Annotated in this window: 24 protein-coding genes; 12 read left to right on the plus strand and 12 right to left on the minus strand. The window is 73.1% G+C overall.

What is annotated here, in order from left to right:
- Positions 1 to 278 precede the first annotated feature (278 nt).
- The 7 genes from BR70_RS0107625 to BR70_RS0107655 form a co-directional block, all read right to left on the minus strand.
- The gene (locus BR70_RS0107625; protein WP_027465581.1) at positions 279 to 983 is read right to left on the minus strand and encodes an SDR family oxidoreductase; all 705 of its coding nucleotides are present in this window, start codon (positions 981 to 983) and stop codon (positions 279 to 281) included.
- Positions 984 to 1,045: 62 nt separating this feature from the next.
- Positions 1,046 to 2,479: a PfkB family carbohydrate kinase gene (locus BR70_RS0107630; RefSeq protein ID WP_216852349.1), complete on the minus strand. Its 1,434-nt coding sequence runs from the start codon at positions 2,477 to 2,479 to the stop codon at positions 1,046 to 1,048.
- The gene (locus tag BR70_RS20050; RefSeq protein ID WP_035808290.1) at positions 2,476 to 3,099 is read right to left on the minus strand and encodes a D-sedoheptulose-7-phosphate isomerase; all 624 of its coding nucleotides are present in this window, start codon (positions 3,097 to 3,099) and stop codon (positions 2,476 to 2,478) included. Before BR70_RS20050 ends, BR70_RS0107630 begins: the two co-directional genes overlap by 4 nt.
- Positions 3,096 to 4,424, minus strand: a complete 1,329-nt coding sequence (locus tag BR70_RS0107640; RefSeq protein ID WP_027465583.1) for a glycosyltransferase — start codon at positions 4,422 to 4,424, stop codon at positions 3,096 to 3,098. The genes BR70_RS20050 and BR70_RS0107640 overlap by 4 nt, the downstream gene beginning before the upstream one ends.
- Positions 4,421 to 5,422: a glycosyltransferase gene (locus BR70_RS20055; protein ID WP_035808293.1), complete on the minus strand. Its 1,002-nt coding sequence runs from the start codon at positions 5,420 to 5,422 to the stop codon at positions 4,421 to 4,423. The genes BR70_RS0107640 and BR70_RS20055 overlap by 4 nt, the downstream gene beginning before the upstream one ends.
- Positions 5,423 to 5,509: 87 nt before the next feature.
- Positions 5,510 to 6,589, minus strand: coding sequence for a glycosyltransferase family 9 protein (locus tag BR70_RS0107650; protein ID WP_027465584.1), 1,080 nt, complete (start codon positions 6,587 to 6,589; stop codon positions 5,510 to 5,512).
- Positions 6,586 to 7,143 carry a D-glycero-alpha-D-manno-heptose-1,7-bisphosphate 7-phosphatase gene (locus BR70_RS0107655; protein ID WP_027465585.1) on the minus strand — a complete coding sequence of 186 codons (558 nt, stop codon included), beginning with the start codon at positions 7,141 to 7,143 and terminating at the stop codon, positions 6,586 to 6,588. Before BR70_RS0107655 ends, BR70_RS0107650 begins: the two co-directional genes overlap by 4 nt.
- Positions 7,144 to 7,243: 100 nt before the next feature.
- Between BR70_RS0107655 and BR70_RS0107660 the strand changes: the two genes are divergently transcribed.
- The 3 genes from BR70_RS0107660 (at position 7,244) to BR70_RS20060 (ending at position 9,776) form a co-directional block, all read left to right on the plus strand.
- Entirely contained in the window at positions 7,244 to 8,227 is a 984-nt protein-coding gene (locus BR70_RS0107660) for a glycosyltransferase family 9 protein (protein WP_027465586.1), read from the plus strand.
- 50 nt (positions 8,228 to 8,277) lie between these two features.
- Positions 8,278 to 8,634, plus strand: coding sequence for a PRC-barrel domain-containing protein (locus BR70_RS0107665; RefSeq protein ID WP_027465587.1), 357 nt, complete (start codon positions 8,278 to 8,280; stop codon positions 8,632 to 8,634).
- Positions 8,635 to 8,819: 185 nt separating this feature from the next.
- Positions 8,820 to 9,776, plus strand: a complete 957-nt coding sequence (locus BR70_RS20060) for an SGNH/GDSL hydrolase family protein (protein WP_051596724.1) — start codon at positions 8,820 to 8,822, stop codon at positions 9,774 to 9,776.
- On the opposite strand, the gene BR70_RS0107675 is transcribed toward BR70_RS20060, so the two are convergent.
- Complete coding sequence (locus tag BR70_RS0107675; protein WP_027465588.1) at positions 9,733 to 10,602, minus strand: universal stress protein; 870 nt, start codon at positions 10,600 to 10,602, stop codon at positions 9,733 to 9,735. The genes BR70_RS20060 and BR70_RS0107675 overlap by 44 nt on opposite strands.
- Before the next feature lie 176 nt (positions 10,603 to 10,778).
- On the opposite strand from BR70_RS0107675, the gene BR70_RS0107680 reads away from it, so the two are divergent.
- Positions 10,779 to 11,258 carry an NUDIX hydrolase gene (locus BR70_RS0107680; RefSeq protein WP_027465589.1) on the plus strand — a complete coding sequence of 160 codons (480 nt, stop codon included), beginning with the start codon at positions 10,779 to 10,781 and terminating at the stop codon, positions 11,256 to 11,258.
- 208 nt (positions 11,259 to 11,466) lie between these two features.
- Entirely contained in the window at positions 11,467 to 13,548 is a 2,082-nt protein-coding gene (locus BR70_RS0107685; RefSeq protein ID WP_027465590.1) for an MSCRAMM family protein, read from the plus strand.
- 485 nt (positions 13,549 to 14,033) lie between these two features.
- Here the strand turns inward: BR70_RS0107685 and BR70_RS20065 are convergent, their stop codons facing one another.
- Both BR70_RS20065 and BR70_RS22235 read right to left on the minus strand, forming a co-directional pair.
- Entirely contained in the window at positions 14,034 to 15,395 is a 1,362-nt protein-coding gene (locus BR70_RS20065) for an MFS transporter (RefSeq protein ID WP_051596725.1), read from the minus strand.
- A gap of 229 nt (positions 15,396 to 15,624) precedes the next feature.
- Positions 15,625 to 16,275, minus strand: coding sequence for a hypothetical protein (locus BR70_RS22235; RefSeq protein WP_155896819.1), 651 nt, complete (start codon positions 16,273 to 16,275; stop codon positions 15,625 to 15,627).
- 360 nt (positions 16,276 to 16,635) lie between these two features.
- On the opposite strand from BR70_RS22235, the gene BR70_RS0107700 reads away from it, so the two are divergent.
- The gene (locus BR70_RS0107700; protein ID WP_027465592.1) at positions 16,636 to 16,851 is read left to right on the plus strand and encodes a hypothetical protein; all 216 of its coding nucleotides are present in this window, start codon (positions 16,636 to 16,638) and stop codon (positions 16,849 to 16,851) included.
- On the opposite strand, the gene BR70_RS0107705 is transcribed toward BR70_RS0107700, so the two are convergent.
- Together BR70_RS0107705 and BR70_RS0107710 are read right to left on the minus strand one after the other, a co-directional pair.
- Positions 16,848 to 17,585, minus strand: coding sequence for a YidC/Oxa1 family membrane protein insertase (locus tag BR70_RS0107705; RefSeq protein WP_027465593.1), 738 nt, complete (start codon positions 17,583 to 17,585; stop codon positions 16,848 to 16,850). The two genes, BR70_RS0107700 and BR70_RS0107705, sit on opposite strands and share 4 nt — an antisense overlap.
- Positions 17,586 to 17,646: 61 nt before the next feature.
- A complete protein-coding gene (locus BR70_RS0107710) occupies positions 17,647 to 17,940 on the minus strand; it encodes a hypothetical protein (RefSeq protein WP_027465594.1) in 294 nt (97 codons plus the stop codon).
- Between the two features lie 66 nt (positions 17,941 to 18,006).
- Here BR70_RS0107710 and ybaK point away from each other — a divergent pair, with 66 nt between their 5' ends.
- From ybaK to BR70_RS0107740, 6 genes are all read left to right on the plus strand, one after another.
- Positions 18,007 to 18,492: a Cys-tRNA(Pro) deacylase gene (gene ybaK, locus BR70_RS0107715; RefSeq protein ID WP_027465595.1), complete on the plus strand. Its 486-nt coding sequence runs from the start codon at positions 18,007 to 18,009 to the stop codon at positions 18,490 to 18,492.
- A 96-nt stretch (positions 18,493 to 18,588) separates the two neighbouring features.
- Positions 18,589 to 21,195, plus strand: coding sequence for an ATP-dependent Clp protease ATP-binding subunit (locus tag BR70_RS0107720; RefSeq protein WP_027465596.1), 2,607 nt, complete (start codon positions 18,589 to 18,591; stop codon positions 21,193 to 21,195).
- 616 nt (positions 21,196 to 21,811) lie between these two features.
- Positions 21,812 to 22,045, plus strand: a complete 234-nt coding sequence (locus tag BR70_RS0107725; protein WP_146238520.1) for a hypothetical protein — start codon at positions 21,812 to 21,814, stop codon at positions 22,043 to 22,045.
- 168 nt (positions 22,046 to 22,213) lie between these two features.
- Positions 22,214 to 22,756, plus strand: coding sequence for an adenine phosphoribosyltransferase (locus BR70_RS20075; RefSeq protein WP_017887364.1), 543 nt, complete (start codon positions 22,214 to 22,216; stop codon positions 22,754 to 22,756).
- Between the two features lie 124 nt (positions 22,757 to 22,880).
- A complete protein-coding gene (gene thrS, locus BR70_RS0107735; RefSeq protein ID WP_027465598.1) occupies positions 22,881 to 24,902 on the plus strand; it encodes a threonine--tRNA ligase in 2,022 nt (673 codons plus the stop codon).
- A complete protein-coding gene (locus BR70_RS0107740) occupies positions 24,902 to 25,555 on the plus strand; it encodes an HIT family protein (RefSeq protein WP_231495663.1) in 654 nt (217 codons plus the stop codon). Before thrS ends, BR70_RS0107740 begins: the two co-directional genes overlap by 1 nt.
- Positions 25,556 to 25,565: the final 10 nt, after the last annotated feature.

Here is a 25,565-nt window from a genome sequence, read left to right on the forward strand (position 1 = left end):
TGGCGCGTCACGAGCGCCCGGTGCGAGGTTCCACATTCCGTGGGACGCCCCGGGCCTCGCACGGAGTGCGGAAGCTCGCACCAAGCGGCGGACGCGCGCGACTGACGGCCCGGAGGCGCCGTGGCGCGTCACGAGCGCCCGGTGCGAGGTTCCACACTCCGTGGGACGCTCCGGCCCTCGCACGGGTTGCGGAAGCTCGCACCAGCGCCCGGCACACGGACACACGGGAGGCGCGGTGCCAGCCGGCACCGCGCCTCCCGTCCGTCAGCGGCGAGCGGCTACGGCCAGCTCGGCTCCGTCGCCGGCATGATCGACAGCTCGCGGATCTCGCAGCCGGCCGGCTGCGACAGCGCGAAGATGATCGAGTTCGCGACGTACTCCGGCTCGATGAGCTGCGCGTCCGGGCCCGGCTTGTACTGCTCGGTCCGGTCGGCGAAGAAGTTCGTGCGCATCCCGGCGGGGATGATGTTCGTCACGCCGATGCGGCCGGCGGTCTCGGCGGCCAGCGCCTGCGAGAACCCGCGGACACCGAACTTCGACGCCGAATACGCGGTGCCGTCGCCGACGCCGCGCAGGGCGAGCGACGAGGAGATGGTGACGACGCGGCCGTGCGTGGCCTCGAGGGCGGGCAAGGCGGCGCGCACGGTCGAGGCGGTGCCGATCAGGTTGACGCCGACGATCTGCTCCCACTTGCCGGACGAGATCGCGTCGATCGGGGCGGGGGTGTCGATGCCCGCGGCGGTGACGACGGCGTCGAGGCCACCGTGCCGCTCGGCGGCGTCACGGACCGCCTGCTCGACGGCGTCGGTGTCCGAGACGTCCACGGCGACGGCGTCGACGCCCTCGGGGACGGCGTCGATCCGCAGGTCGAGGACGATCGGGGTGCCGCCGGCCTCGGTGACGGCGGCCACGACGGCGGCTCCGAGTCCGGAGGCGCCGCCGGTGACGAGGACGCGGCCGATGGGGGTGGTGGGGACGGGCATGGATGTCCTTTGCGTAGTGGTGCGGGAAGTGGTCGAGCTGGTGTGGAACGGCGAGCGGACGCTCAGCCGACGCGTTCGATCGCGGCGGCGAGCCGGGTGGTCGAGCGGCCCGGGTGGAACGGCACGGTGACGACGCGGCCACCCCATTCGGCGAGGGTTGCCGTCTCGGGCAGTTCGCTCGCGGTGTAGTCGCCGCCCTTCGCCCAGACGTCCGGGCGGAAGCGGCGCAGGGCCTCGTCGGGGGTGGACTCGTCGAACACCACGACGGCGTCGACGCAGTCGAGTGCCAGGAGCAGCTCGACCCGGTCGTCCTGGGTCATGATCGGCCGGTCCGGGCCCTTCAGTGCGCGGACCGACGAGTCCGAGTTGAGGCACACGACCAGGCAGTCGCCGAGTGCACGGGCGGCTGACAGGGTGCGGGCGTGCCCGGCGTGCAGCAGGTCGAAGCAGCCTCCGGTCGCGACGACGGTGCCGCCGGCACTCCGGACGTCGTGCACCAGGCGCATGGCGTCCCGGTCGGCCCCGGGCACGGCGAGCGGCGCGGGGCCGTCGTCGGCGAAGAGCGCGGTGACGCCACCGGCGGCCAGGTACTCGGACGCGGCGACCACGCCGGCGGAGACGGCCTCGGGGACGTCCGCGCCGGACGCCAGTGCGACGGCGACGCCCGCGGCGAGCCGGTCGCCGGCACCGCAGGGGTCCCCGGCGCTGACGGACGGAGCCGGCACGAAGCGGCTGTCGCCCTGGGCGTCCGCGAGCAGCGCACCGCGGTCACCCATCGTCACGGCGACGGCGCCGGCCTGCCACTGCTCGACGAGCCGGGCGGCGGCGACGGTCGCGAAGGGCACACCGTGTCCCTCGACGTCCGTGAAGCGTCGTGCCTCGGCAGCGTTCGGCGTGGCGACGGTGGTGCCGGGGACGGGGGCGGCGCCCTTGGGGTGCGGGTCCCAGACCACCGGCAGGCGCTCGGCCGCACGGGTGAGGGCGTCACGGAGTGCCGGGGCAGCGGCGACCCCGCGGCCGTAGTCGGCGACGACGATCGCGTCGACGCCGTCGAGGGCGGCGGTCATCGCGTCGGTGGCCTCGGGCACGGGCGGGGTCGCGCAGCCCTCGTCGATCCGGACGAGGGCGTGGTCGACGACGCGCACGCGGGTCTTCACGGGGGTGGGGACGCCGGACGGCCCGGCGACGATCGTGACGTCGGGCAGCAGGTCACGGATCTCCTGGGCACGGCCGTCGTCGCTCAGGACGGTGACCAGGGTGACGTCGTGGCCGTCGCGGGCGAGCATCGTCGCGACGAGTCCGGCGCCACCGGCACGGCGGTCGTCGGTGGCGACGTCCACCACGGGCACGGGGGCGTCCGGGCTCAGGCGCTCGCTCGTGCCGGACACGTCGACGTCGAGCAGGGTGTCCCCGACGACGGCGATGCGGAAGCGCGGTCCGGCGGCACGGCCACCGGCGGCGCCGGAACGCGGTGCGACGGCAGCGGGCCCGCTCATCGACGGCCCCCGCGACGCAGCGTCGGCTCCATCGCCTTGCAGAGTGCGTGCACCAGGACGAGCTGCGCCTCCTGCACGTTGGCGGACGGCCCCTCGATGCAGATCGCGTCGTCGACCAGGTCGGCGAGCGGGTTCGGTCCGGACCCGGTCAGCGCGAGGGAGCGGGCACCCACGGCACGTGCGGCCTCGGCGGCCCGCAGCAGGTTCGGGCTCTTGCCGCTCGTCGACAGCAGCACGAGGACGTCACCGGCACGGGCGTGCGCCGACACCTGCCGCGCGAACACCTGGTCGTAGCCGTAGTCGTTCCCGATGGCGGTCACGGCCGAGGTCTCGGCGTGCAGCGAGATGGCCGAGTACGCCGGTCGGTCGCCCTCGAAGCGGCCGGTGAGCTCGGACGTCAGGTGCTGCGCCTCGGCAGCCGAGCCGCCGTTGCCCGCGGCGAGCAGCCGACGTCCGGCGACGAGCCGCCCGGCGATGTCGTCCGCCCACTCGGCGATGTGGTCCCGGTGGTCGACGAGGGAGGCGATCACGGGGACCGACGCCGCGACGTGGTCGACGACGACGCGGGCGCTGTCGGTGACGGCGCGGTCCTCGAGCCCGGTCTGCTGGTCGATGGTCATCGTGCGGTCCTCTCCGTGGACTGCGCGGCGCGGGTGGCCCGGCCGGCGTGGGTGGTGCGCGAGCGGCCGGCGGCGGGCCCGGTGGTGCTGGCGGACGAGGTCGTGCCGGCGAGCAGGCGCTCGTAGACGCGCTCGCTGTCGGCCGCGACCTTCTGCCAGGTGTAGCGGGACTCGGCGCGCTGTCGACCGGCACGGCCGTACGCCTCGCGGCGCTCCGGGTCGTCGAGCAGTGCGCCGACGGCCTCGGCGACCGCGGTCTCGTCGCGCGGCGGCACGTGCAGGCCGGTGGCGTCCTCGACGACGGTGTCGATGAGCCCGCCGACGCTCGACGCGACCACCGGGCGGCCGCAGGCCATCGCCTCGAGCGGCACGATGCCGAACGGCTCGTACCAGGGGGCGCAGACGACGACGTCGGCGCTGCGGTAGACGGCGGGCATGTCGTGCTGCCCGAGCTGACCGCGGAACGTCACGTGGTCGCGCACGCCGAGTGACCGGGCGAGTGCGTCGAGGCGCTGGTACTCGGGGTCGTCCACCAGGTCGGCACCGGCGACGCCGGCACCGCCCACGACGACGAGCTCGACGTCGCGGCCCTGTTCGACCAGCGCGGCGAGAGCGGCGATCGTCGTCCCGACGCCCTTCCGCTGCACGAGTCGTGAGGCGGTGAGCACCCGGAGCGGACGGTCGCGCGCTTCGACGGGGCCGTCCGGACGGAAGAGCGAGACGTCGACCCCGCACGGCACGACGGAGATGCGGTGCAGCGGGACGCCGAGGGCCTTGAGCTCGAACGCCTCGTCCGAGCACGTCGCGACGACCTGGTCGACGCTCCGGCCGACGGCGGGTTCGACCCACTCGCGCTCGGCCGGGCTGGTGTCCGCGGCACCCTGGTGCCGGCGCTTCACGACACCCAGGGCGTGGAAGGTCTGCACCACCGGGATCCGCACCCCACCGGTCCGGGCCTGCACCTGCGTCACCGCGTCGAGGGTGGCGTGGCCGGACATCCAGAAGTGCGCGTGCACCACGTCGGGACGGTCGAGGAACCACTCGGCGGCGAGCACCGACGCGAACGTCCCCATGAACGGGAACAGCTCGTCCTTCGGCACGGCACGCGCCGGACCGGCGTCGACGTGCACGACGTCCACACCGGGGCGCAGGGGCACACGGACGGGCTGCGACGCGTCGTCGCGCCGCGTGTAGACGGTCACGTGGTGGCCGCGGTCGGCCAGCGCACCGGACAGTTCGGCGACGTGGACGTTCTGCCCACCGGCGTCGACCCCGCCGAGCACGGCGAGCGGACTCGCGTGCTCGGACACCATGGCGATCTTCATCGCAGGCTCCCTTCGAGCGCGGCTCCCGCCGCACGGTTCCGTCGCACACCGCGCGCGACGGCGTCGTCGAGCAGGTCGTCCCAGTCGGCCAGGAACCGACCGAGCGCGTGCCGTGCGAGCACGGCCTCCCGCGCCACGAGTCCCCGTCGACGCGCCTCGTCCGGGTCCTCCAGCAGCAGCCTGGAGGCCCGCACCAGCTCCTCGACGTCGGTCGCGATCGCCCCGGCCTCACCCGGGACCGTGCGGGCCGCGTCCGTCGTCGCGAGCACCAGGACCGGCATGGCCATGTGCATCGACTCGATGAGCGACAGGCCGAGCGAGGTCCAGCGGTTCGGGTGCACGTAGGCCCGCCGTTCGGCCAGCGCCGCGTGCATGGGGTCGGCCTGCACGTCGCCCTGCGCGACCACGCGGTCGCCGAAGCCGAGCTCCGGCAGCCGTTCGGTGCCGATGCCCCAGACGTCGACCGGCGCGACCTCGGCGAAGCGGGGGAGCAGGTCGGTGCCGACGACACGGTTGCGCCGGACGGGTTCGTTGATGACGACGCCGAGGCGCTCGAGCGCACCGGTGTACAGCGGGCCGGGGTCGACGACGCCGTGCTCGACGACGGTGGTCCGGGTGGTGCCGCAGTCCCACATCAGGGCGTTCCAGTGCGTCACGTGCGCGATCGTCAGGTCGTCGCGGTCGCGCATCGGGTGCAGGCTGTTCGGCACGTCGACCCGGGGGGCGTTGTGCTCCACGAAGACGATCGGTACGTCACGGCCACCGAGCAGACGACGGGCTTCGTCGAGCTCCTCGGTGCGCTGCAGGACGACCACGTCGACCTCGGCCTCGGCGACGTCGGCCGGGTCGATCTCGATCGCGGAGTCCGGCCAGTCGCGCCCACCGCGGCCGAGTCCCCAGGCGTCGCGCGCCGGCGTGGTCGGGATGAGGTACTCGTGGGGGCCGCGGACGAAGGCGTCCATCCAGCCGCCGTGCACGTGCCACACGAGGATCCGCATGCAGGGCCTTCCGGTCGGTGTCGATGGGCTCGCTCCCCGCCGCTGCCGGAGCAGCAGGAGAAGGAGCAGGAGAAGCAGTGGCGCACGCTACGCAGCGCGTTCTGGGCCGCCCCGCAGACTTCTCCGATCAGTCCGCGAAACGCGGTCGAGGAGCCGTTCGTGGGCCTCCAGGACGTCCGCGATGCGCACTCCGGACAGGCACGGGTGGCCGGGGACCGGGCACTCGCGAGCGCGGCTGAGACGGCACGGTGCGGCCTGGTCGCCGAGCAGTTCGACGAGCGGGGCGTACGGCGCCCACTTCACGGCGGGGACGACGGGCGAGAACAGGCTCACGATGGGCGCTCCGACGGCCGCGGCGAGGTGGGCCGGACCGGTGTTCCCGACGACGACGACCTCGGCGCCGGCGAGGACGGCCGCGAGTTCGGCGGGGCTGGTGCGGCCGCCGAGGTCGATGCCGGTGTCGCCCGCCACGGCGGCGGTCAGTGCGCGTTCGCCGGGGGAGCCGGTGACGACGATGGGGACGCCGCGCTCGGCGTAGGCGGCGACGAGCGCACGGTGGTGGGACTCCGGCCACGACCGTGCCGGGACGCTGGCTCCGGGGTGGACGACCACGTAGCGGTCGAGGCCGGCCACGGGCGGGGGCAGGACGGCGTCGTGGCGCACCGCGAGCCTCCCGTCGTCGTCCGGCGGCAGCCGGAACCCCGCCGCCTCGGCGATCCGCAGCGCGCGCTCGGGCTCGGGGAGGTCCTCGGGCAGGTCCTCGCCGGGGCGCAGCCGCACGTCGAGCAGTGACCCGGGGTGGTCGACCGAGGCCCCGGAGACCCGGGGGACCCCGGCCAGCCGCAGGAGCAGCGCGAGGGGCAGGGGCGACTGGTGGAAGGACGTCAGGACGACGGCCTCGTCGGGCTGTTCCTCGGCGACCAGCGCGCGGAACTCGGCGAGCAGGGCGTCATCGATCGGGCGTGCGGTCTCGGTGACCCACGGTGCCGCCCACACCCGCACCCGGTCGATGCCGGGCAGCAGGTCGGCGGCCGGCGCCCCCTGCGGACCGCACAGCATCGTCACGTGCGCGGCACCGGCGGCCACTGCGCGGACCGCGGGCCCGGCGACCAGGACGTCGCCGAAGGAGTCGAGCCGGGCGACGAGGACGCGCCGACCGGCGCTCACGCCCGGTCCGCCACGCTGCCGACGTGCTCGAGCACCAGGGTGACGGCCTCGTCCAGGTCCGCGGCGACGGTGTCGGCCTCGTCGACCTCCTGACGGCGGGTGCGCGGGGTGGGCACGAGGATCCCCTGCGCGCCGGCGTTCCGGGCTGCCTGCACGTCGGCGCCGATGTCACCGACGACGACGATCGACTCCGGCGGGATGCCGAGCCGCTCGGCGGCGTCGAGGACCATCCCGGGCCGGGGTTTCCGGCACGCGCAGTCGTCACCGGCGTCGTGCGGGCAGACGCACCACACGTCGAACGGGCCGACGAGCTCGTCGACCCGGGCGTTGGTGGCATCGACCTGTTCGCGCGTGGCCATGCCCTTCGCGATCACCGACTGGTTCGTGACGACACCGAGCTGCAACCCGGCGGCGCGCGCCCGTTCGACGGCGGGGCGCGCACCGGGGACGGGGACGACCAGGTGCGGGTCGGCGTTGTACGGGACGTCCACCACGAGGGTGTCGTCGCGGTCGAGGAGCAGGCCGCGGATGACGCGGTCCGGTGCGAGGGCCATGCTCCGTGACTACCGGTCGCCGGCCGGGCACCGCCCCAGGAAGAGCCGCGGAGCGCGGTCCCGGCAGGACCGTCAGCGTGTCGGGTCTACCGTCGCGGCGGTGACCGCCCTCGAGAACCTGCCCGACCCCGACGGACGCTCGGAACTGCTCGTCCTCCGTGCCATCAAGCTCGGCGACCTGCTCGTCGCCGTCCCCGCGCTGCACGCGCTCCGCCGCGCGTTCCCCGACCACCGCATCACCCTGGCCACCACGGCGTGGCTGGCGCCGGTCGTCGAACTCGTGCCGGCGGTGGACGTCCACCTGGCCCAGCACGGTCTCGACCACCCCATCGCGGTGCCGCACGGTGCCGTCGACATCGCCGTCAACCTGCACGGCGCCGGCCCGGAGTCCTCGGACCTCGTCGCCGCACTCGCCCCGCGCCGGGTCATCGGGCACGCCGACCCGACCCACGACTACCAGGGTCCGGAGTGGCCGGACGACGTGCACGAGCGCGACCGTTGGGCGGACCTGCTCACGTGGCACGGCATCCCCGCGGACGCGACCGAGGTGCACATCGACCGCCCCGCCGAGCCGCCGGTGGTCGCCGATGCGGCCGTCGTGCACGTGGGTGCCTTCCACGGTGCACGGCACTGGCCGACGGACCGCTTCGCCGACGTGGTGCGCGGGCTCCGGGCGCGCGGTGCCGACGTGGTCCTGACAGGAGGCTCGGACGACGTCGTGCGCGCCCGTGCCGTCGCCGACGCGGCCGGCCTGGCGCCGGAGGCGGTCCTGGCCGGCACCCTGGACCTGCAGGCCTTCGCCGCGGTGATCGCCGCGGCGCGACTCGTCGTCACGGTCGACACGGGCGCTGCGCACCTGGCGTCCGCGTACGGGGTGCCCTCGGTCGTGCTGTTCGGCCCGGCACCGCCCGAGGCGTGGGGCCCGCCGTCGACCGGCCCGCACATCGTGCTCACCGACGCCTCGGTCCGTCGCGGCGACGTCTTCGCCGAGGACCCGGACCCGGCGATCCTGGCCGTGACCGCGGACGACGTGCTGGCCGCGGTGGACCGGCTCCGGGTGACCGCTCAGGCGGCCGGGCGGTAGCGTCGACCGAGAGCCACCCGGACCTGCCGGACGCTCGGAGGGAGTCCTTCGTGTTCGAAGCCGCGAACATCCGTGACTGGATCGGTCTGCCGGTCGTCGACGAGGCCGACGACAAGGTCGGCACGCTCGAGAGCATCTACTACGACACCGCCACGTCCGAGCCGGCGTTCGGCGCCCTGACCACCGGCATGGTCGGGTTCCAGAAGCTCGTCTTCGTCCCGCTGTTCGGCGCCACCGTCGCCCCGAAGCACCTGCGTGTGACGTTCCCGAAGAAGCTCGTCAAGGACGCCCCGTCGATCTCGACCGACGGCGAGCTCGACGCCGCGACCGAGCCCGAGCTGTTCCAGCACTACGGGCTGGAGTACCGCACCGGCAGCGGTGGCGAACGCCGACTCGGACGCCGCTGAGCCCGTCCCGCCCCATCCACCGACCCCACCCGACCGACCGATCCGCCGCACCCGCCCGGAGGCCGCAACTGCTCCGCACCGCCCGTACGACGCTGCTCGCCGCCCTGGCGGCGGTCGCCGTCGTCGGGCTGGTGGTGGCCGGGGTCGCGGCGCCGGGGCCGGTGGAACGGGCGTCGGCAGCGCCGATGTGGCCCGTTCCCCAGCCCTACCCGGTACCGGACGACCCGACCGAGCCGCTCGCCGACCTCCCGCCCGGCAGCGAGTACGTCGCCCTCGGTGACTCGTACTCCGCCGGCTACGGCCTCGGCGACCGGACCCGGCTGCCCACGAGCGCGTGCGTGCAGTCGGCCCGTGACTACCCGCACCGGCTCGCGGCGCGGTTCGGCCTCGACCTGACCGACGTCACGTGTGCGGGCGCCACCAGCGAGGACGTCACGACCGGACACCAGTTCACGGGCGTCCCCCCGCAGATCGAGTCGCTGTCGTCGCGCACCCGGCTCGTGACCCTGACCATCGGCGGCAACGACGCGGACCTGTTCGGCACGGCCGCGTCGTGCCTGGCGATCTCGGCCGACGGCCCGGTGTTCTCCGGACGCGACGCGCCGTCGTGCAAGAGCACGCTCGTGCAGGACGGTGAGGACCAGCTCAGCGTGAAGATCCGGTCGCGGGTCGCGCTCGGGATCGCCGACACCCTCGCAGCGGTGCAACGGGCCGCGCCGAACGCCGTCGTCGTGTTCCTCGGGTACCCGGCGATCTTCCCGGACGCCGAGCACACCCCCGCGAAGGGCTGCTTCCGCTCGGCGCTCGACCTCGGCACGCTCGCGGGGTCGTTCCCCTCGGACACCTTCCCGTTCACCGACGACGACGTGGCGTACCTGCACGGTGTGCAGGAGGAGCTCGACGCCGTGTCCGCATCCGCCGCCGACGCCGCCGGGGTGCGGTTTATCGACGTCCTCGAACGCACCGAGGCCCACTCGGCCTGCGCCCCGCGGGACGAGCGCTACGTCGCCGGTGTCAGCCTGACCGGCTCGACCGACCTGCGACGCATCGACCTGCGGGCCGGCGCCCTGCACCCGAACGGCCGCGGTGTCGCGTACCTCACCGATCAGATGGCCGACGCGATCCGGGAACTCGCCGGCTGACCCGTCCGGACCCCGCGCTGTCCGTGTGGGCCGCCGGTGGGACGACGCAGACCGGTGCCGCCGTCTCACGGACGACGTCGTGCAGGAGCGCGCCGGACAGCACCCGCACGTGGCCCCGTCCGAGCACCACGAGCGACGCCCGCCGTGTGCGCGATGCGATGGCGTGCCCCGGGTGTCCCTCCACGAGCAGCGGCCGGATCCGCACCGCCGGGAACCGCGCGGTCAGGTCCTCGGTGACCCGCTGCAGCAGTTCGGCGTTCCGGGCGCGCCACCGCAGGGGGTCCTCGGCGAAGTCGGTGAGCCCGGTCCGGGTCAGCACGGGCATCTCCCACGCCCGGAGCAGCGTCAGTCGTCGGTGCAGCCGGACGGCCTCGGCCACGGCGATCGAGACGGCTCGTTCGTCGATGGGTTCCTCGACGGCCAGCACCACGTCGCCGTCGATCGGGTGCGGGCCCTCGGGGACGATCACGGTCGGTACGGCCGCGCGGACCGCGACCCGCGCCGGGTCGCCGCCGGCGGTCGAACCCCGTCGGCTCCGGAAGGTCCCGATCACCAGGAGGTCACCGCCGTCGGACTCCTCGACCAGGGCACTGGCGAACGGCCCGGCGTGCCGGTGCACCTCGACGGCGGCTCCGGGCAGGGCGGCGCGAGCGGCCTGGGCCAGGCGGTCGGCGACCGGTCCGGGGCCCTCGATCGCCGGGTCGGCACCGATGATCCGGATCCGCTCGATCCCGCTGTCCGCGCGGGCGGCGATCCACCGCAGCGCCTCGTCGTGCGGCATCGCGGCGTCCGCGGCCAGCGTCACCGTCGTCCATCGTTCGTCCATCCCGATCGGCCTCCTCCATCGCAGGTCCTCCGGGGGCGTCACACGGCGCTCCGTGCGCCACACGGTACTCCCGGCGCGGGCGTGGGGAACCGGCGGTGGGACCGGGCACGTCGGGTGGTGCGCGGTGCGTGTGTGGTGATCCGGGCCTCCCGTCCGGGTCTGCGTAGTCTCGGGGCGTGGTCGTGAGTGCCGGACTGTTGCTGCACCGGACCGGTCCGTCCGGGCCCGAGGTCTTCCTCGCGCACATGGGCGGGCCGTTCTGGCGGAACCGGCCGCGTGCCTGGTCGATCCCGAAGGGGCTGGTCGAGGCGGGGGAGGAGCCGCTCGGCACCGCGCTGCGCGAGTTCGCCGAGGAGATCGGCGTGCCCACACCGGTGAGCGCCGCGGACCTGACCGACCTGGGGGAGTTCCGGCAGGCGTCGGGCAAGCGCGTGCGGGTCTTCGCGGCACGGGCGTCGGGGTTCTCGGTCGACACCGTGCGGAGCAACACCGTGCGGCTCGAGCTGCCGCGCGGGTCCGGGCGGTTCGTGGAGGTGCCCGAGGTGGACGACGCGCGGTGGGTCGGCCTCGACGAGGCGCGGGAGCTGGTGGTGGCCGGGCAGGTCGCTGCGCTCGACGCACTGGTCGCGCTCGGTTGGGGTGCTGGCGGTTCTTGACGCGCCGCTCGTGGCGGTCGAGGGGTCACGAACTGTCGCCCGGCGAGCTTCCAGACGACACTTCTCGGCCGCTCGGTGATCGGCGCGCGGCAGGTCCTGACCACTCGGCGGGACCTTCTTGCTCGTGTCGTGCCCCGGACACGAGCCGCGCCCTCTGGATAGTTTGAGGGGGTGTCGGGTTCTCCGGCGCCACACCAGGGGAGTAAGCATGCGGCGCTGGCGCGCGATCACGGCTGGGCTGACGGCCCTCGCACTCGGAGCAGGACTCGCGATCGGCGGCGCGACCAGTGCGTCGGCCGAGCCGGTCGGCAACTGGGGGACCTTCACCCTCAGCGGAGCGAGCCGTGCCTACACCGGCACGATGACGCTCGCAGGGTTCCCCGAGACGACCTTCACGTCGGACTCCCGGCAGTCGACCGTCGTCAGCGGGGCATCGACCTGGCAGTCGGCGTCGACCCCGCCGGGCGCGGTCTACGGGACGAGCCGCGGCCAGACCTACATGAACCAGCGGCCGAACGTCGACTCGCCCACGTCCGGCGCATCGACGACCACCTACACGTTCGCCGAGCCGACACCGGGCGCCCAGAGCTGGTCGTTCGTGCTCGGCGACGTCGACGCCGATCGTGCGACCATCTCGGCCACCGTCTCCGGGGGCGGCGCCGCGACCGCGGAGCAGCTCGGCTACGTGAGCTCCTACAACTCGTGCTCGGCCGCCGTCGCCGGAGGACCGTCGTGCACCGCCGACCCCGACGGCACGACCGGGCGGGACCTGCCCTCCTGGGACCCCGCCACCCGGACCCTGACGGGCAACACCGGCGCGGTCGACACCGCCGGCGCCACGGCGTGGTTCACGCCGACCGTCTCGCTCACCAGCCTGACGATCACGTACCAGCAGCGCAGCGGTTTCCCGGTGTACCAGACCTGGTTCGCCAACCGCACCGCCGCGATCACCGGCACGGCGACCCTCGACGGAGCGCCGATCCCCGGGGCGATCGTCCGCGTCACCGCTCCGCGCGGCACCGTGTACACGACGACGACCAACGCCGACGGCACCTACGCGTTCCCGCAGCTGCCGGTCATCGCGAACTACCGCGTCGAGATCACCCCGCCGGACGGCGCCGAGGGCCCTGACCAGCCCGTTCGGGTCTCCCTCGCGCAGACCGGCTCGCCGGGCGGCGTGGACCAGCAGGCCGACTTCGTGTTCACGTCGCCGGAGGACACCGTGTCGGTCATCGGCACCGTGGTCGACGAGGACGGCCGACCGGTCTCGAACCTCGAGGTCGTCATCACCGACCCGGACTCCGGGGACGTCCTCGTCGACACGACGACGAACAGCGACGGCGTCTACACCGGCTCGGACCTGCCGGCGGACACCGACCTCGACGTGTCCGTCGCCGACGAGCCGCCCGTGACCATCACCACCGGCGACGACGACGCGGCACCGGCAGTCCCCGACGAGGTCGAAGCCCCGGCCGCCGTCGTCGCGACGGTCGCCGGTGTGGTCTCGCTCGACGGTTCACCCGTGCCCGCTGGAGCGGTGGTCGAACTCGTCGACGGCACGGGCGGCGTGGTCGCATCGACGGAGACCGACGCTGACGGTCGGTACGTCTTCGCCACCGCGGCGGGCACGTACACGGTCCGGACCGAACGACCCGAGCCCGGGGCGACCGGGGCGACGTCGAACACCGGTGTGCCGGCCGTCGCTGGCGAGCGTGCTTCGTCCGACCTGCCGTTCGCCTCCGCAGCCCCCGCCGCCGAGGTCACCACCGACCAGCCCGGCACGGTCGTCGACACGAACGGCGAACCCGTTCCCGACGTCGAGGTCGTCGCGACTCCGACGGACCCGCAGTCCGGCGATCCCGTGTCGGTCGTCACGGACGACGACGGTGCGTTCGACCTGACCGGACTGGAGCCCACGACGGAGTACGCCGTCTCGGTCGACGTCGAGGGGGCAGAGACGGCGACCGTCGTCACCCCGGAGTCCGGGGCTGCGACGCCGCTGGCGTTCGTGGTGCGGGCTGCGGCGGCTCCCGCTCCCGCACCGTCGCCGTCGCCGTCGCCGAGCGGTGCTCCTTCGGCGACTCCGACCGACCCCGCCGCCGGCTCGGGCTCCGGCTCCGCGCCGGTCTCGGGCCAGGGCGATGCGGAGGACGGGGGACCGCTCGCCTACACGGGCGCGGACGTCGGCCCGGGACTCATCGCCGCCGGGGTGCTCGTGCTGCTCGGTGCAGCGCTGCTGACCTACCGCGCAGTGCGCAACCGCCGCCGCACGGACCACCTGCAGGACTGACCGCGCGGCGGGCGCAGGACACGCCGCCCGGGTCCGCCGAGGGGTCACGAACCGTCGCCCGCCGCCCCCGCGTCCGCCGAGTGGTCGCAAACCGTCGCCCGCCGACCCCGGCAGACGACAGTTCGAGCACCCCCGACGCCCCGCCAACGGCAAGTCGTGACCACTCGAGGCCCGGGCACCGCGCGCGTCCGCCGCAGCCGCACAACACGCCGCCGCGGGTACGCCGAGGGGTCACGAACCGTCGCCCGCCGACCCCGCAGACGACAGTTCGAGCGCCCCCGACGCCCCGGCAACGGCATGTCGTGACCACTCGGAGCCCGGGCACCGCGCGCGTCCCCCGCAGCCGCACAACACGCCGCCCGGGGACGCCGAGGGGTCACGAACCGTCGCCCACCGCCCCCGCAGACAACAGTTCGAGCACCCTCGACGCCCCGCCGACGGCATGTCGTGACCCCTCGACGCGCCGACCGCGCCCGCCCCGGCTCCTAGCGCGTCCGCGGCCGCCGCACCGAACCCGTGGCGACGCCGATCGACCCCGTGACCGTCTGGATCGCCCGCCCGACGACCGGCACCGACGTGGTGACGACCGCGAGCGACGACGTGATGGCCTCGATGGACGAGGTCGACAGGTGCTCCTGCGTGTGCGTGTGCACCGGGAACCCACGGCGCGCCAGCACGACGACCCCGAGTGCGCCGACCAGCACCGCGGCACCGGCGAACGGCAGGTACTGCAGCCCGACGATCCCGAGGGCCTGCCCGCCGAACGCCGCACCACCGGCGATGCCGATGTTCGACGCGCCGTTGACCAGCGCGCCGGCGATGTCGGGGGAGACGCCTCCGGCACGGATCGCCGCGGCCATGAAGAGCGTGCCGGTCGTGCCGTTGGCGGCCATCCAGACCCCCGCGACGACCATCGTCCCGATCAGGGAGCCGTGCACGAACGGCATCGTCGCGAAGGCCACGACCATCACGGCGACCGAGGCGATCAGCGTCTGCCGGGGCGCACGGTCGACGAACATGCCGGCGAGCCAGAGCCCGACGACACCGGTGCCACCGAGCACGAGCAGCGCCCCGCTCACCATGCCGGCGTCGAGCCCGGCGTCGATCGCGTACGGCCCGATGTAGGTGTAGACGACGTAGTGCCCGCCGAACAGCAGCATGTCGGCGATCACGACGGACAGCAGTCCGGTGCGTGCCCAGGCCTTCGGCGAACCGATGTGCGGCGACGAGGCACCGCGGACGGCGGGCAGGAACAGCAGGGCGACGACGGCGAGTGCCGCTGCGGCGACACCGACGGAGAACACGGCCTGGCGCCAGCCGATGTGCTGCGCGACCCAGGTCGCGACGGGCACGCCGAGCACGAACCCGAGCGAGCTGCCCGAGTACACGAACGCGATCGCCCGCCCGGCCAGCCGCGGCGGGACGATCCGGGTGGCGTACGCCGAGGCGACCGAGAAGAACAGTGCGTGCGCGATGCCGCCGACGACGCGTCCGGCGCAGACGACGGCGAACGACGGTGCGAGCGCGACCATCAGGTTCGACACGGTGTAGCCGACGAGCGTGGCGACGAGCACGGTCTTGCGGGGCAGCTTCGCGGTGAACGCGGTGAGCGGCAGCGCGAGGAGCGCGACGGCCGCGGCGTACACGGTGATGACGATGCCCATGGTGGCCTCGGTCACGCCGAGGTCGGCGCTCATCGTGCCGAGCAGCCCGACGGGCATGAGCTCGGTGGTGATGGCGAAGAACGTGGCCAGTCCGAGCACGGCGATGCCGACGATCGACTGGGTGGTGACGGTGATCGGCCGCGTGTGGGTCGACACGGCCGAGGTGGTGGTGTTGGTGGACACGCTGCTGACCTCCTCCGAGGCACGGTGGAGCGCGCGACGATGCCGATCGTTCTGACGGCGGTGACCGGGAGGGTCTGCGGGGCGCGCTCGCTGGCGGATGTGGATGATGTGGGTACGACTCCACGACGAGTGCGCTCATCCAGTGTTGCACGATGGAACGACTCTCGCGAGGGCATCCAGCAAATACATCGGAGCGCTCCAACGAAACACTCAGCTCCGGGTCGCTCGCTCAGTACTCGTTCGTCACCCGGCCCTGGACCCCACCGCCGCGCAGCTCGATGGTCAACGTGCCGCTCCTGGACTGCGCCGACATCGACACCGATCCGTGCAGCGCCGCCTGCCGCGGGAAGCACGCCGTCGACGACTCGATGCGGTCAGCCGTCGCCACCAGGCAGATCGTCGACCGGTCCGTCCCGATGCCGGCCCAGACGTTCCAGGGCGTCTCGGCGGTCCCGCCGTCGAGCGCGCGGTTCGTGAAGACCAGTCGCGTCGTGTGGAGACTCACCGGCGCAGCGACCGGCCCCGGCAGCTGGTCGGCGTACGTCTGCGGGACGTCGAGCAGCTGCTCGAGCGTGATCGTCCCCGCCGTCGGCGTGACGCTCGGCGCTGCGGCGACGTCCGGTCGCGCGGTCCCGACGAGCGTCCCGGCGGCGAACGCGACGCCCACCGCCGCAGCGGCGCCGCCCGCGATCCAGGCGCGTGGCCGCTCCGTCCACAGCCACCGCCGCCACCGCGATCGCTCGGTCGACACTGCCTGGAGGCCCGGCTCGTCCCCGCCGTCGCCCCGGGCGTCGTCGACGTGGTCGCCCCCACCGCCGTCGGTCGCCTCCGACACGTCGGCTCCGGCAGGCACCGCCGCCGCGCCGGGGGGCAAGGACACGACCGCCGCGTCAGCGGGCGAGAACACGGTCACCGGCACGGGCCCTGGACCCGATCGCGTCGCGGACGGGACGGACGCGCGGACCGGATCCGGGCCTCCCGGCAGTGGATTCCGCGCCGTCGCGACCGCACGCGCACGGGGTCGCCGTCCGCGTTCCAGGTCCTGCAGGGCGATCCGGGCGCGCGCCGCGTCCGCCGGGCTCGATCCTGCTCCCCAGGCGACGGCCTCGAGCCGTGCCCGTTCCGCTGCCACGTCGTCGTGGGCCATGCGCACTCCCGCTCTGCCGGTCGCGTGGACAGGTCCATCGTGGCACCGCGCAGCCGTGCGCGCGCACCCAGAACGAGGGAGTAGGCGTGGTGCATGAGCACCGACCCCATGCCGCAGCACGACGCCGACGCCGAGACCCTCGAGCCGCTGAGCCACGACACCCAGTCCGGCGAGGCCGACTACGTCGCGACCAGCCCCGGCGGCGCCGGCACGGAACGTCACGTACCGACCGCCGACGAGGAGCAGGGCCGCGGCACCGAGTACGACCCGGTCGACCAGGGACCGCAGCAGGAGGGCCAGGGCGGCTAGCGGACCACCCGTCGCAGCACGGCGCGTTCGCCGTAGGTCCAGGCCGCACTCGTCACGACGTAGAGCGCGGCGGCGAGTGGTGCTATCGCCGCGAACACGACCGTGATGAACGGCACGTACCGACCCAGGGCGGCGGTCGCGGCCGCCCCGGGGACCCCCGGTTCCGGCGCCGGCACCGGGTTCCAGTGTGCGTTCGACCGGCGGCTGAGCTCGACGACGACCGCCAGCACCGCCAGCAGGACCAGCACCACCCAGGCGTGCACCCACAGTGGCGACGTGAGCGTGACGATGAGCGAGTGGCCGAGCGGGACGCCGACGAGCGTCGCCTCCAGCAGGGCGTTCGCGGTGCCGTCGATCGAGGCGTGCGTGAACAGGGCGTAGACGAGCGACACCACGGGTGCCTGCGCAAGGACGGGCAGGCAGCCGGCCAGCGGCGAGACCTTCTCGTCGGTGTACAGCTGCTGCACCGCTCGCTGCAGCCGCTGGGTGTCGCGGCCGTGGCGCTTCCGGAGCGCCGCGAGCCGGGGTGCGAGGCGCCGGCGGTCCCGTTCGGCCCGCACCTGCAGCACGGACAGCGGGACGAGCACCAGGCGGACGGCCAGGGTGAGGAGCACGACGGCGATCGCCGCGGCGAACGAGCCGGCGACGGGGGAGAGCGCCGCGGTGAGGGCGGTGACGAGGTCCGCGCCGCCGTGCAGCAGCGGGCCGACGAGGGGCAGGGTGGACAGGTCCATGACGGTTCCGATCGGTGGTGGGTCAGCGGAGTGCGCGAGCGGCCCGGCCACCGGTCGGTGGTCAGGCCGGGGTCGCGACCCCCGGTGCCCGTGAGCGGACGTGGCCGTCGGCGTCGGGGTGGCTCCACCCGATCCGGGTGACCAGGTCGGGCACCGCCGACCGATCCGACACGGATGCCGATCCGGCCCCGAGGACGGCCGCGAGCACCGCGACGAGCAGTCGGGCGACGACGACGGTCACGGCGACCGCGGTCAGCCCGAGTGCCGCCACGGCCAGCAGGGGCAGCACCCCGGCGGCCGGGTCGCCGAGCACCAGCGCGGCGGTGGCGCGGAGCAGCAGCAGGACGGCGGTCATGGTCCGTTCAGCGTAACGCCCGCGTGCCGTCGAGGACCGGAAGGTGCGGCGGGGGAGGATCACGGCATGACCGCAGGTTCGCCGAGCACCCCAGCGACCGTCGCGCTCGAGGCGGCCGGGGTCCCGTACACGCCGCACGTGTACGAGCACCACGAGAGCGCCACCAACTTCGGAGAAGAGGCGGCCGCCGCCCTCGGGCTGCGCGAGGAGCAGGTCTTCAAGACCCTGGTCGTCTCCGTCGACGGCACCCTCGCCGTCGCGATCGTGCCGGTGGCGAACCGGCTCGACCTCAAGGCGATCGCCGCGGCCATCGGGGGCAAGAAGGCGACGCTGGCCGATCCCGCCCTCGCCGAGAAGCGCACGGGCTACGTGGTCGGCGGGATCAGCCCGGTCGGCCAGAAGACGCGGCTCCGCACCGTGCTCGACGAGTCGGCGCTGTCGTACGCGAGCATCTTCGTGTCCGGCGGTCGTCGCGGATTCGACGTCGAGGTGGCACCGACGGACCTCGCGCGGATCACCGAGGCGGTCGCCGCACCCATCGCGCGGACCTGAGTCGAGTCGCCGCAAGTTTTTTCCGGACCCGGGAATGACCCGGGCCCTCCTGCGTTGCATTGAGTCGAAGGCACTCAAGTTCCCCAGGAGGTCCCTTTGCCAGAGACGTTCGGCCCGACCGGTGGCAATGACTCGTTCGACGAGTTCCTCGCCCGCCTGCTCGCGGCACAGCGCACCGGTGACCAGCAGCGCGTCCGCGCGTTCGGTCGACCGGTCGACATCACCCGGCTGCTCAGCCGCCGGACCCACGAGCTGCTCCAGCACACCGCCGAGTACGCGGTCGCGCAGGGGCAGCGTGAGATCGACGCACTGCACATCCTGCACGTGCTCGTCCGCACCGAACCGTTCGACGCCGTCGTGCGTTCCGCCGGGGTCGACCCCCGGCGACTCGCCGAGGAGATCGAGCAGCGCCTGCCGATGGCGCACGAGCCACTGGCCGAGCAGACCGGCCGCCCGGCGCTGACCGCCACCGCCCAGCGCATCCTCGTCGAGGCGACGCAGGCAGCGCGGGGCTTCGGCAGCACCTACACCGATCCCGAGCACGTCTTCTTCGCGCTCGTGATGGACCAGGAGACCGTGACCGGCCAGCTGCTCGCCAGCGCCGGGATCACCCCGCAGGTCATGCAGGACTACGCCCAGCAGGCAGCGGCAGCAGCACGAGAGGGGCGCCCCATGCCCGGAACACCCGACGCCGTCGACACCGACCAGGCCACCGACAGCGACACCCCGACGCTCGACCAGTTCGGCACCGACCTGACCGAGCGCGCCCGTGACGGGCACGTCGACCCGGTGATCGGCCGCGCCGACGAGATCGAGCAGACCGTCGAGATCCTGCTCCGCCGCACCAAGAACAACCCGGTGCTGATCGGTGAGCCCGGCGTCGGCAAGACCGCGATCGTCGAGGGCCTCGCCCAGCGCATCGTCGACGGTGACGTCCCCACCCTGCTGCAGGGCAAGCGGGTCGTCGCGCTCGACCTGCCCGGCATGCTCTCCGGCACCCGCTACCGCGGCGACTTCGAGGAGCGCCTCACCAAGGCGATGGACGAGATCGCGGCGCACGCCGACGAGCTCATCGTCTTCGTCGACGAGCTCCACACCGTCGTCGGCGCCGGTGGCGGCGGCGAGGGCGGCTCGATGGACGCCGGCAACATCCTCAAGCCCCGGCTCGCCCGCGGCGACCTGCACCTGGTCGGCGCGACGACGCTCAACGAGTACCGCCGGATCGAGAAGGACGCCGCGCTCGAGCGTCGGTTCCAGCCCGTCACGGTGGGGGAGCCGAACGTCGAGGACGCCGTCGCGATCCTGACCGGCCTCGCCCCGCGCTACGAGGAGCACCACGGCGTCGTCTACACGCCCGAGGCACTCCGCGCCGCCGTCGAGCTCTCGCACCGCTACGTGACCGACCGGCACCTGCCGGACAAGGCCATCGACCTCATCGACCAGGCCGGTGCACGCCGTCGCCTCGCCCTGTCGGGCGACGTCGACGTCGAGGCGCTGCATGCCCAGGTCACCGACCTGACGGCCCGCAAGGACCGTGCGGTCGCCGAGGAGCACTACGAGGAAGCGTCCGACCTGCGCGACGAGATCGTCGGACTGGAGGCCCGGATCACCGCCGCCTCGTCGGCGGACGCCAGCCGCCCCTCCCGTCAGGAGTCCGCGGACACGTCGATCACGGAGGCCGACATCGCCGCGGTGGTGTCCCGCGCCACCGGGATCCCGGTGACCCGCCTCGGCTCAGCCGACAAGACGCGGCTCGCCGCGCTCGAGTCCGAGCTGCACGACCGAGTCGTCGGCCAGGACGACGCTGTGCGGGCGATCGCGAAGGCGGTACGACGCAGCCGGACCGGCATGGGCGACCCGCGTCGTCCGGTGGGCAGCTTCCTGTTCCTCGGCCCGACGGGCGTCGGCAAGACCGAACTCGCGAAGGCCCTGGCGTCGTCGCTGTTCGGTGACGAGTCCGCGATGCTCCGCTTCGACATGAGCGAGTTCGGCGAACGCCACACCGTGTCCCGCCTGGTCGGTGCCCCTCCCGGGTACGTCGGCTACGACGAGGCCGGCCAGCTGACCGAGCGTGTCCGCCGCAACCCGTACTCGGTGATCCTGCTCGACGAGGTCGAGAAGGCCCACCCGGACGTCTTCAACCTGCTGCTGCAGGTCCTCGACGACGGCCGGCTCACCGACGGGCAGGGGCGGACGGTCGACTTCCGGAACACCGTCGTCATCATGACGTCGAACATCGGCTCGGAGTTCCTGGCCTCCCGCTCGGGAGCGCTCGGGTTCTCCCCGGTCGGTGCCACCGACGGCTACGCGGAAGACGACCTGCGGGCCCGCGTGATGGGCAAGCTGCGCGAGGCGATGCGCCCCGAGTTCATCAACCGCATCGACGAGATCGTGCTGTTCCGCAAGCTCGACCGATCCCAGATCGCGTCGATCGTGTCGCTGCTGCTGCAGGACACGGCGCTCCGGCTGGTCGCACAGGACATGCTCCTGTCGGTGTCCGACGCGGCGGTCGACTGGCTCGCCGAGCACGGGTACGAGCCGGAGTACGGCGCCCGCCCGCTCCGTCGGCTCATCCAGCGCGAGGTCGACGACCGCATCGCGACCCTGGTGGTCGAGGGCGGGGTCGCCGCGGGTGACACCGTGCGGATCGACGTCGATGGCGATGCCCTGACGGCGAGCGTCGCGGAGCACGCAGCGGTCTAGTCCGGTCGCACGCACACACGAGGGCCCGGTACCGATTCGGTACCGGGCCTTCGGCGTGCACGGACCGCCGCGGTGTTCGGGAATGCAATTCCGGACGTTTTTTCGGAAAAGGGGTTGCGCTCCGAATTGCGGTGCCGATAGTGTTCACTCGTCGCGAACGGTCGAACATTCGACCCGGACGACTCCGCCAGCTCGAGACCGAAAGGGGGCCGACCCATGATGATCACAACGACCACTCCGTTCCGTGGAATCCGTGGACGCGTCGGTACCCCGTTCCGCGTCCGCTGACCCGGGGCGTCCCACTCTCCTGACACCTGTGCCTCCGGGCACCGTGCGCTGAGCCGATCAGGCTCGCGCAGCACCGGTTCGTTCGTCTGCTGAACGGCTCGTCGACTCGTCGATGCGTGCCGTCCGATCTGCGCGGAGGACGCCGGAAGAATGTCGGTGGACAGTGCGACGCTCTCGGTGTCGACGAGCATTCCGCGATCGTTGTCCGAACATTTCCGGACCATCCCGGAGTGCATTCTCACGCATTCAATTCCTGCTGCCCGCAACCCGGGCGGATTCGTCCTGCCCGACACCCGGGCAGCTCTGCCGTGCCCTGAAGGGGAACACCGTGTCCACGAAGACCACCACCCGTCCACCCGATACCCGCGCGGTGCGCCGCCGGGTCTCACTCGCCGACCGCATCGCACTCCGGGTCGGGATGTCGCTCATCATCTGGAGCCGACGCACCCGCAAGGAGCGGCCCGAGGTCGACCTCGCCACGCTGGCCCGCCTCGAGCGCGAACGCCAGCAGCGCGAGGCCGACTGGATCACCCAGGGCGCCGCCATGCGGATGTGGCGCTGACCCGCGGCACTGCGTCGGCGTCACATGCTCGCACGCATGGTGCGAGGTTCCGTACTCCGTGGCCGCCCCTCGGGGTGGCACCACGTCCGGAACCTCGCACCATGCCGGGCACCCCTCGCACCGTGCGGGGCGTCCGGACGCACCCCGGGCCTCCCGTACCGTTGGCGGGTGACCGAAACCGCAGCTGCACTCGTCGAACGCCTCACCGCCCTCGTGCCGGACTTCCCGAAGCCGGGGGTGCTCTTCCGCGACGTGACGCCGGTGTTCTCCGACGCGGTCGCGTTCGGCCGCGTGTGCGAAGCACTCGCGGCACCGTTCGCGGTCGGAGCCGGGTTCGACGCGGTCGCGGGCATCGAGGCCCGGGGCTTCGCGCTGGCCGGGGGCATCGCCGCCCAGCACCAGGTCGGCGTGCTCACCGTGCGCAAGGCGGGCAAGCTCCCCGGCGAGGTCCTCAGCGAGCAGTACGCGCTCGAGTACGGCGAGGCAGAACTCGAACTGCGGCCGGGTCAGCTGCCCGCCGGCACCCGGGTGCTCGTCGTCGACGACGTCCTGGCCACCGGGGGGACCGGCGCCGCCACCATCACGCTGCTCGAACGCGCCGGGTACCAGGCCATCGGCTTCGCCGCCCTGCTCGAGCTCGACGGCCTGAACGGGCGCGAGCGTCTCGAGCCGCGGCTGCCCGTCGCGACGCTCGGCGCCGTCCCGGCCTGAGCGCGGGCAACCGCCCGGTCGGGGCACCCATCCGTTCTCTCCACAGGCGCGTCCCCGGCGTCCGCACGCGAGCACGTCTCGCACTAGTCTTGACGCACCATTTCGATCGAGGAGTCCCATCATCGTGACCGAGTCAGTCGCACCCGCGCCCGCCGAGCTTCCCCAGGCACCCGAGCCCCGGACCGCGACGACGACCACGACCGGCACCGAGCTCTTCGACGGTGAGCGCGGCGTCGTCGCGATCCGCGTCGACGGTGTGCTGAAGGACCTCGCGGCGGACGTGCAGGCCGGCGAGACCGCCGAGGCCGTCACCCTGCAGGAGCAGGACGGGCTCGACATCCTCCGGCACTCGGCAGCCCACGTGCTGGCGCAGGCCGTGCAGCAGATCAACCCGGACGCCAAGCTCGGCATCGGGCCGCCCGTCAACGACGGCTTCTACTACGACTTCGACGTCGCCGAGCCCTTCACCCCCGAAGACCTCAAGGCGATCGAGAAGGGCATGGACCGCATCGTCAAGCAGGCCCAGCGCTTCCGTCGCGTGGTCGTCACCGACGAGCAGGCACGCGAGCTGATGGCGGGGGAGCCCTACAAGCAGGAGCTCATCGGCCTCAAGGGTGCGGCGTCCGACGGCGACTCCGGCGAGAGCGTCGAGGTCGGTGCCGGCGAGCTGACCGTGTACGAGAACGTCGACCCGAAGTCGGGCGAGGTGCTCTGGCAGGACCTCTGCCGCGGCCCGCACGTCCCGCACACCCGCTGGATCGGCAACGCCGCCAAGCTCATGCGCGTCGCCGCCGCGTACTGGCGCGGCTCCGAGAAGAACCCGCAGCTGCAGCGCATCTACGGCACCGCCTGGCCCGACAAGGACCAGCTCAAGGCGTACCTGGTGCGCCTCGAGGAAGCCGCCAAGCGCGACCACCGCAAGCTCGGCGCCGAACTCGACCTGTTCTCGTTCCCCGACGAGATCGGTTCCGGCCTGGCGATCTTCCACCCGAAGGGCGGCATCATCCGCCGCGAGATGGAGGACTACTCGCGCCGTCGGCACGAGGAGAACGGCTACTCGTTCGTCTACACGCCCCACATCACCAAGGGCGACCTGTTCGAGACCTCCGGGCACCTCGGCTGGTACAAGGACGGCATGTTCCCGGCCATGCACATGGACGAGGCCAAGGACGAGGACGGCAACGTCACCCGGCAGGGCGCCGACTACTACCTCAAGCCGATGAACTGCCCGATGCACATCCTGGCCTACCGGTCGCAGCCCCGCTCCTACCGCGACCTGCCGCTCCGGATGTTCGAGTTCGGCACGGTGTACCGCAACGAGAAGTCCGGCGTCATCCACGGCCTCACGCGCGTGCGCGGCCTGACCCAGGACGACGCGCACATCTTCACCACGCAGGAGAAGATGAAGGAGGAGCTGACAACGACTCTCGCGTTCGTGCTCTCGCTCCTGCGCGACTACGGCCTCGACGACTTCTACCTCGAGCTCTCCACGAAGGACCCGGAGAAGTACGTCGGTGACGACGAGGTCTGGGACGTCGCGACGGAGACCCTGCGCCAGGTCGCCGAGGAGTCCGGCCTCGAGCTGGTGCCGGACCCAGCCGGTGCGGCGTTCTACGGCCCGAAGATCTCGGTGCAGGCCCGCGACGCCATCGGGCGCACCTGGCAGATGTCGACCGTGCAGCTCGACTTCAACCTGCCCGAGCGCTTCGGCATCGACTACACCGCGGCCGACGGCTCGCGTCAGCGTCCGGTGATGATCCACCGCGCGCTGTTCGGCTCGATCGAGCGCTTCTTCGGGGTCCTCACCGAGCACTACGCGGGTGCGTTCCCGGCGTGGCTGTCGCCCGTCCAGGTCGTCGGCATCCCGGTCGCGGCCGAGTACGGCGACTACCTCGACGAGGTCATCGCGAAGCTCCGTGCCCACGGTGTCCGCGCCGAGGTCGACCACTCGGACGACCGCATGCAGAAGAAGATCCGCACGCACACCAAGGCGAAGGTGCCGTTCCAGCTCATCGCCGGTGGTGACGACCGCGACGCCGGTGCCGTCAGCTTCCGCTTCCGCGACGGCCGCCAGGACAACGCGGTGCCCGTCGACGAGGCCGTGGACCGCATCCTCACCGCGATCCGCGAGCGCGCGCAGGTCTGATGACACGGTCGGGAGGCCCGGAGCAGGCCGCGGGGACCGGTCACGTCGTCGACGTGACCGGTCCCACCGCGGCCGCGGGCACCGGGGGTGCGGGCACCGATCCGCTGGTGATCCGCGACGCGGCCACCGGCGCAGCCGTCCCGGACGCGTTCCAGCGGCTCTGGAACCCGCACCGGATGGCCTACATCGACGCCGGCCGCGAAGGCAGGGGCCGCGGGCACGACGACGACTGCCCGTTCTGCGAAGCCCCGCGGATGTCCGACGAGGACGCCCTGATCGTGGCCCGGGGCGAGCACGCCTACGTGCTGCTCAACCTGTTCCCGTACAACAACGGGCACCTGCTCGTCTGCCCGTACCGTCACGTCCCGCTCTACGACGAGGCCACGCCGGACGAGCTGCGCGAGATCGGCGAGCTGACCCAGACCGCCATGCGGGTCCTGCGCGAGGTGTCGCACTGCGACGGCTTCAACATCGGCATGAACCAGGGCGAGGTCGCCGGTGCCGGCGTGGCCGCACACCTGCACCAGCACATCGTTCCGCGGTGGCAGTCGGACGCGAACTTCTTCCCGATCATCGCCCGGACCAAGTCCATGTCGCAGTTGCTCGGCGAGACCCGTCGACTCGTCGCCGACGGGTGGCCCCGGGCGCACTAGACTGGTCGGC

Origin of the sequence: Curtobacterium sp. UNCCL17 (assembly GCF_000686685.1) — a bacterium.
GTDB classification, from domain to species: Bacteria; Actinomycetota; Actinomycetes; order Actinomycetales; family Microbacteriaceae; genus Curtobacterium; species Curtobacterium flaccumfaciens.

Excerpts from the sequence above, each read along its gene's own strand:
- BR70_RS0107625 (WP_027465581.1), bottom strand. The coding sequence starts at position 983 with ATGCCCGTCCCCACCACCCCCATCGGCCGCGTCCTCGTCACCGGCGGC.
- BR70_RS0107630 (WP_216852349.1), bottom strand. The coding sequence starts at position 2,479 with ATGAGCGGGCCCGCTGCCGTCGCACCGCGTTCCGGCGCCGCCGGTGGC.
- BR70_RS20050 (WP_035808290.1), bottom strand. The coding sequence starts at position 3,099 with ATGACCATCGACCAGCAGACCGGGCTCGAGGACCGCGCCGTCACCGAC.
- BR70_RS0107640 (WP_027465583.1), bottom strand. The coding sequence starts at position 4,424 with ATGAAGATCGCCATGGTGTCCGAGCACGCGAGTCCGCTCGCCGTGCTC.
- BR70_RS20055 (WP_035808293.1), bottom strand. The coding sequence starts at position 5,422 with ATGCGGATCCTCGTGTGGCACGTGCACGGCGGCTGGATGGACGCCTTC.
- BR70_RS0107655 (WP_027465585.1), bottom strand. The coding sequence starts at position 7,143 with ATGGCCCTCGCACCGGACCGCGTCATCCGCGGCCTGCTCCTCGACCGC.
- BR70_RS20060 (WP_051596724.1), top strand. The coding sequence starts at position 8,820 with ATGTGGCCCGTTCCCCAGCCCTACCCGGTACCGGACGACCCGACCGAG.
- BR70_RS0107675 (WP_027465588.1), bottom strand. The coding sequence starts at position 10,602 with ATGGACGAACGATGGACGACGGTGACGCTGGCCGCGGACGCCGCGATG.
- BR70_RS0107685 (WP_027465590.1), top strand. The coding sequence starts at position 11,467 with ATGCGGCGCTGGCGCGCGATCACGGCTGGGCTGACGGCCCTCGCACTC.
- BR70_RS0107700 (WP_027465592.1), top strand. The coding sequence starts at position 16,636 with ATGAGCACCGACCCCATGCCGCAGCACGACGCCGACGCCGAGACCCTC.
- BR70_RS0107705 (WP_027465593.1), bottom strand. The coding sequence starts at position 17,585 with ATGGACCTGTCCACCCTGCCCCTCGTCGGCCCGCTGCTGCACGGCGGC.
- BR70_RS0107710 (WP_027465594.1), bottom strand. The coding sequence starts at position 17,940 with ATGACCGCCGTCCTGCTGCTGCTCCGCGCCACCGCCGCGCTGGTGCTC.
- ybaK (WP_027465595.1), top strand. The coding sequence starts at position 18,007 with ATGACCGCAGGTTCGCCGAGCACCCCAGCGACCGTCGCGCTCGAGGCG.
- BR70_RS0107740 (WP_231495663.1), top strand. The coding sequence starts at position 24,902 with ATGACACGGTCGGGAGGCCCGGAGCAGGCCGCGGGGACCGGTCACGTC.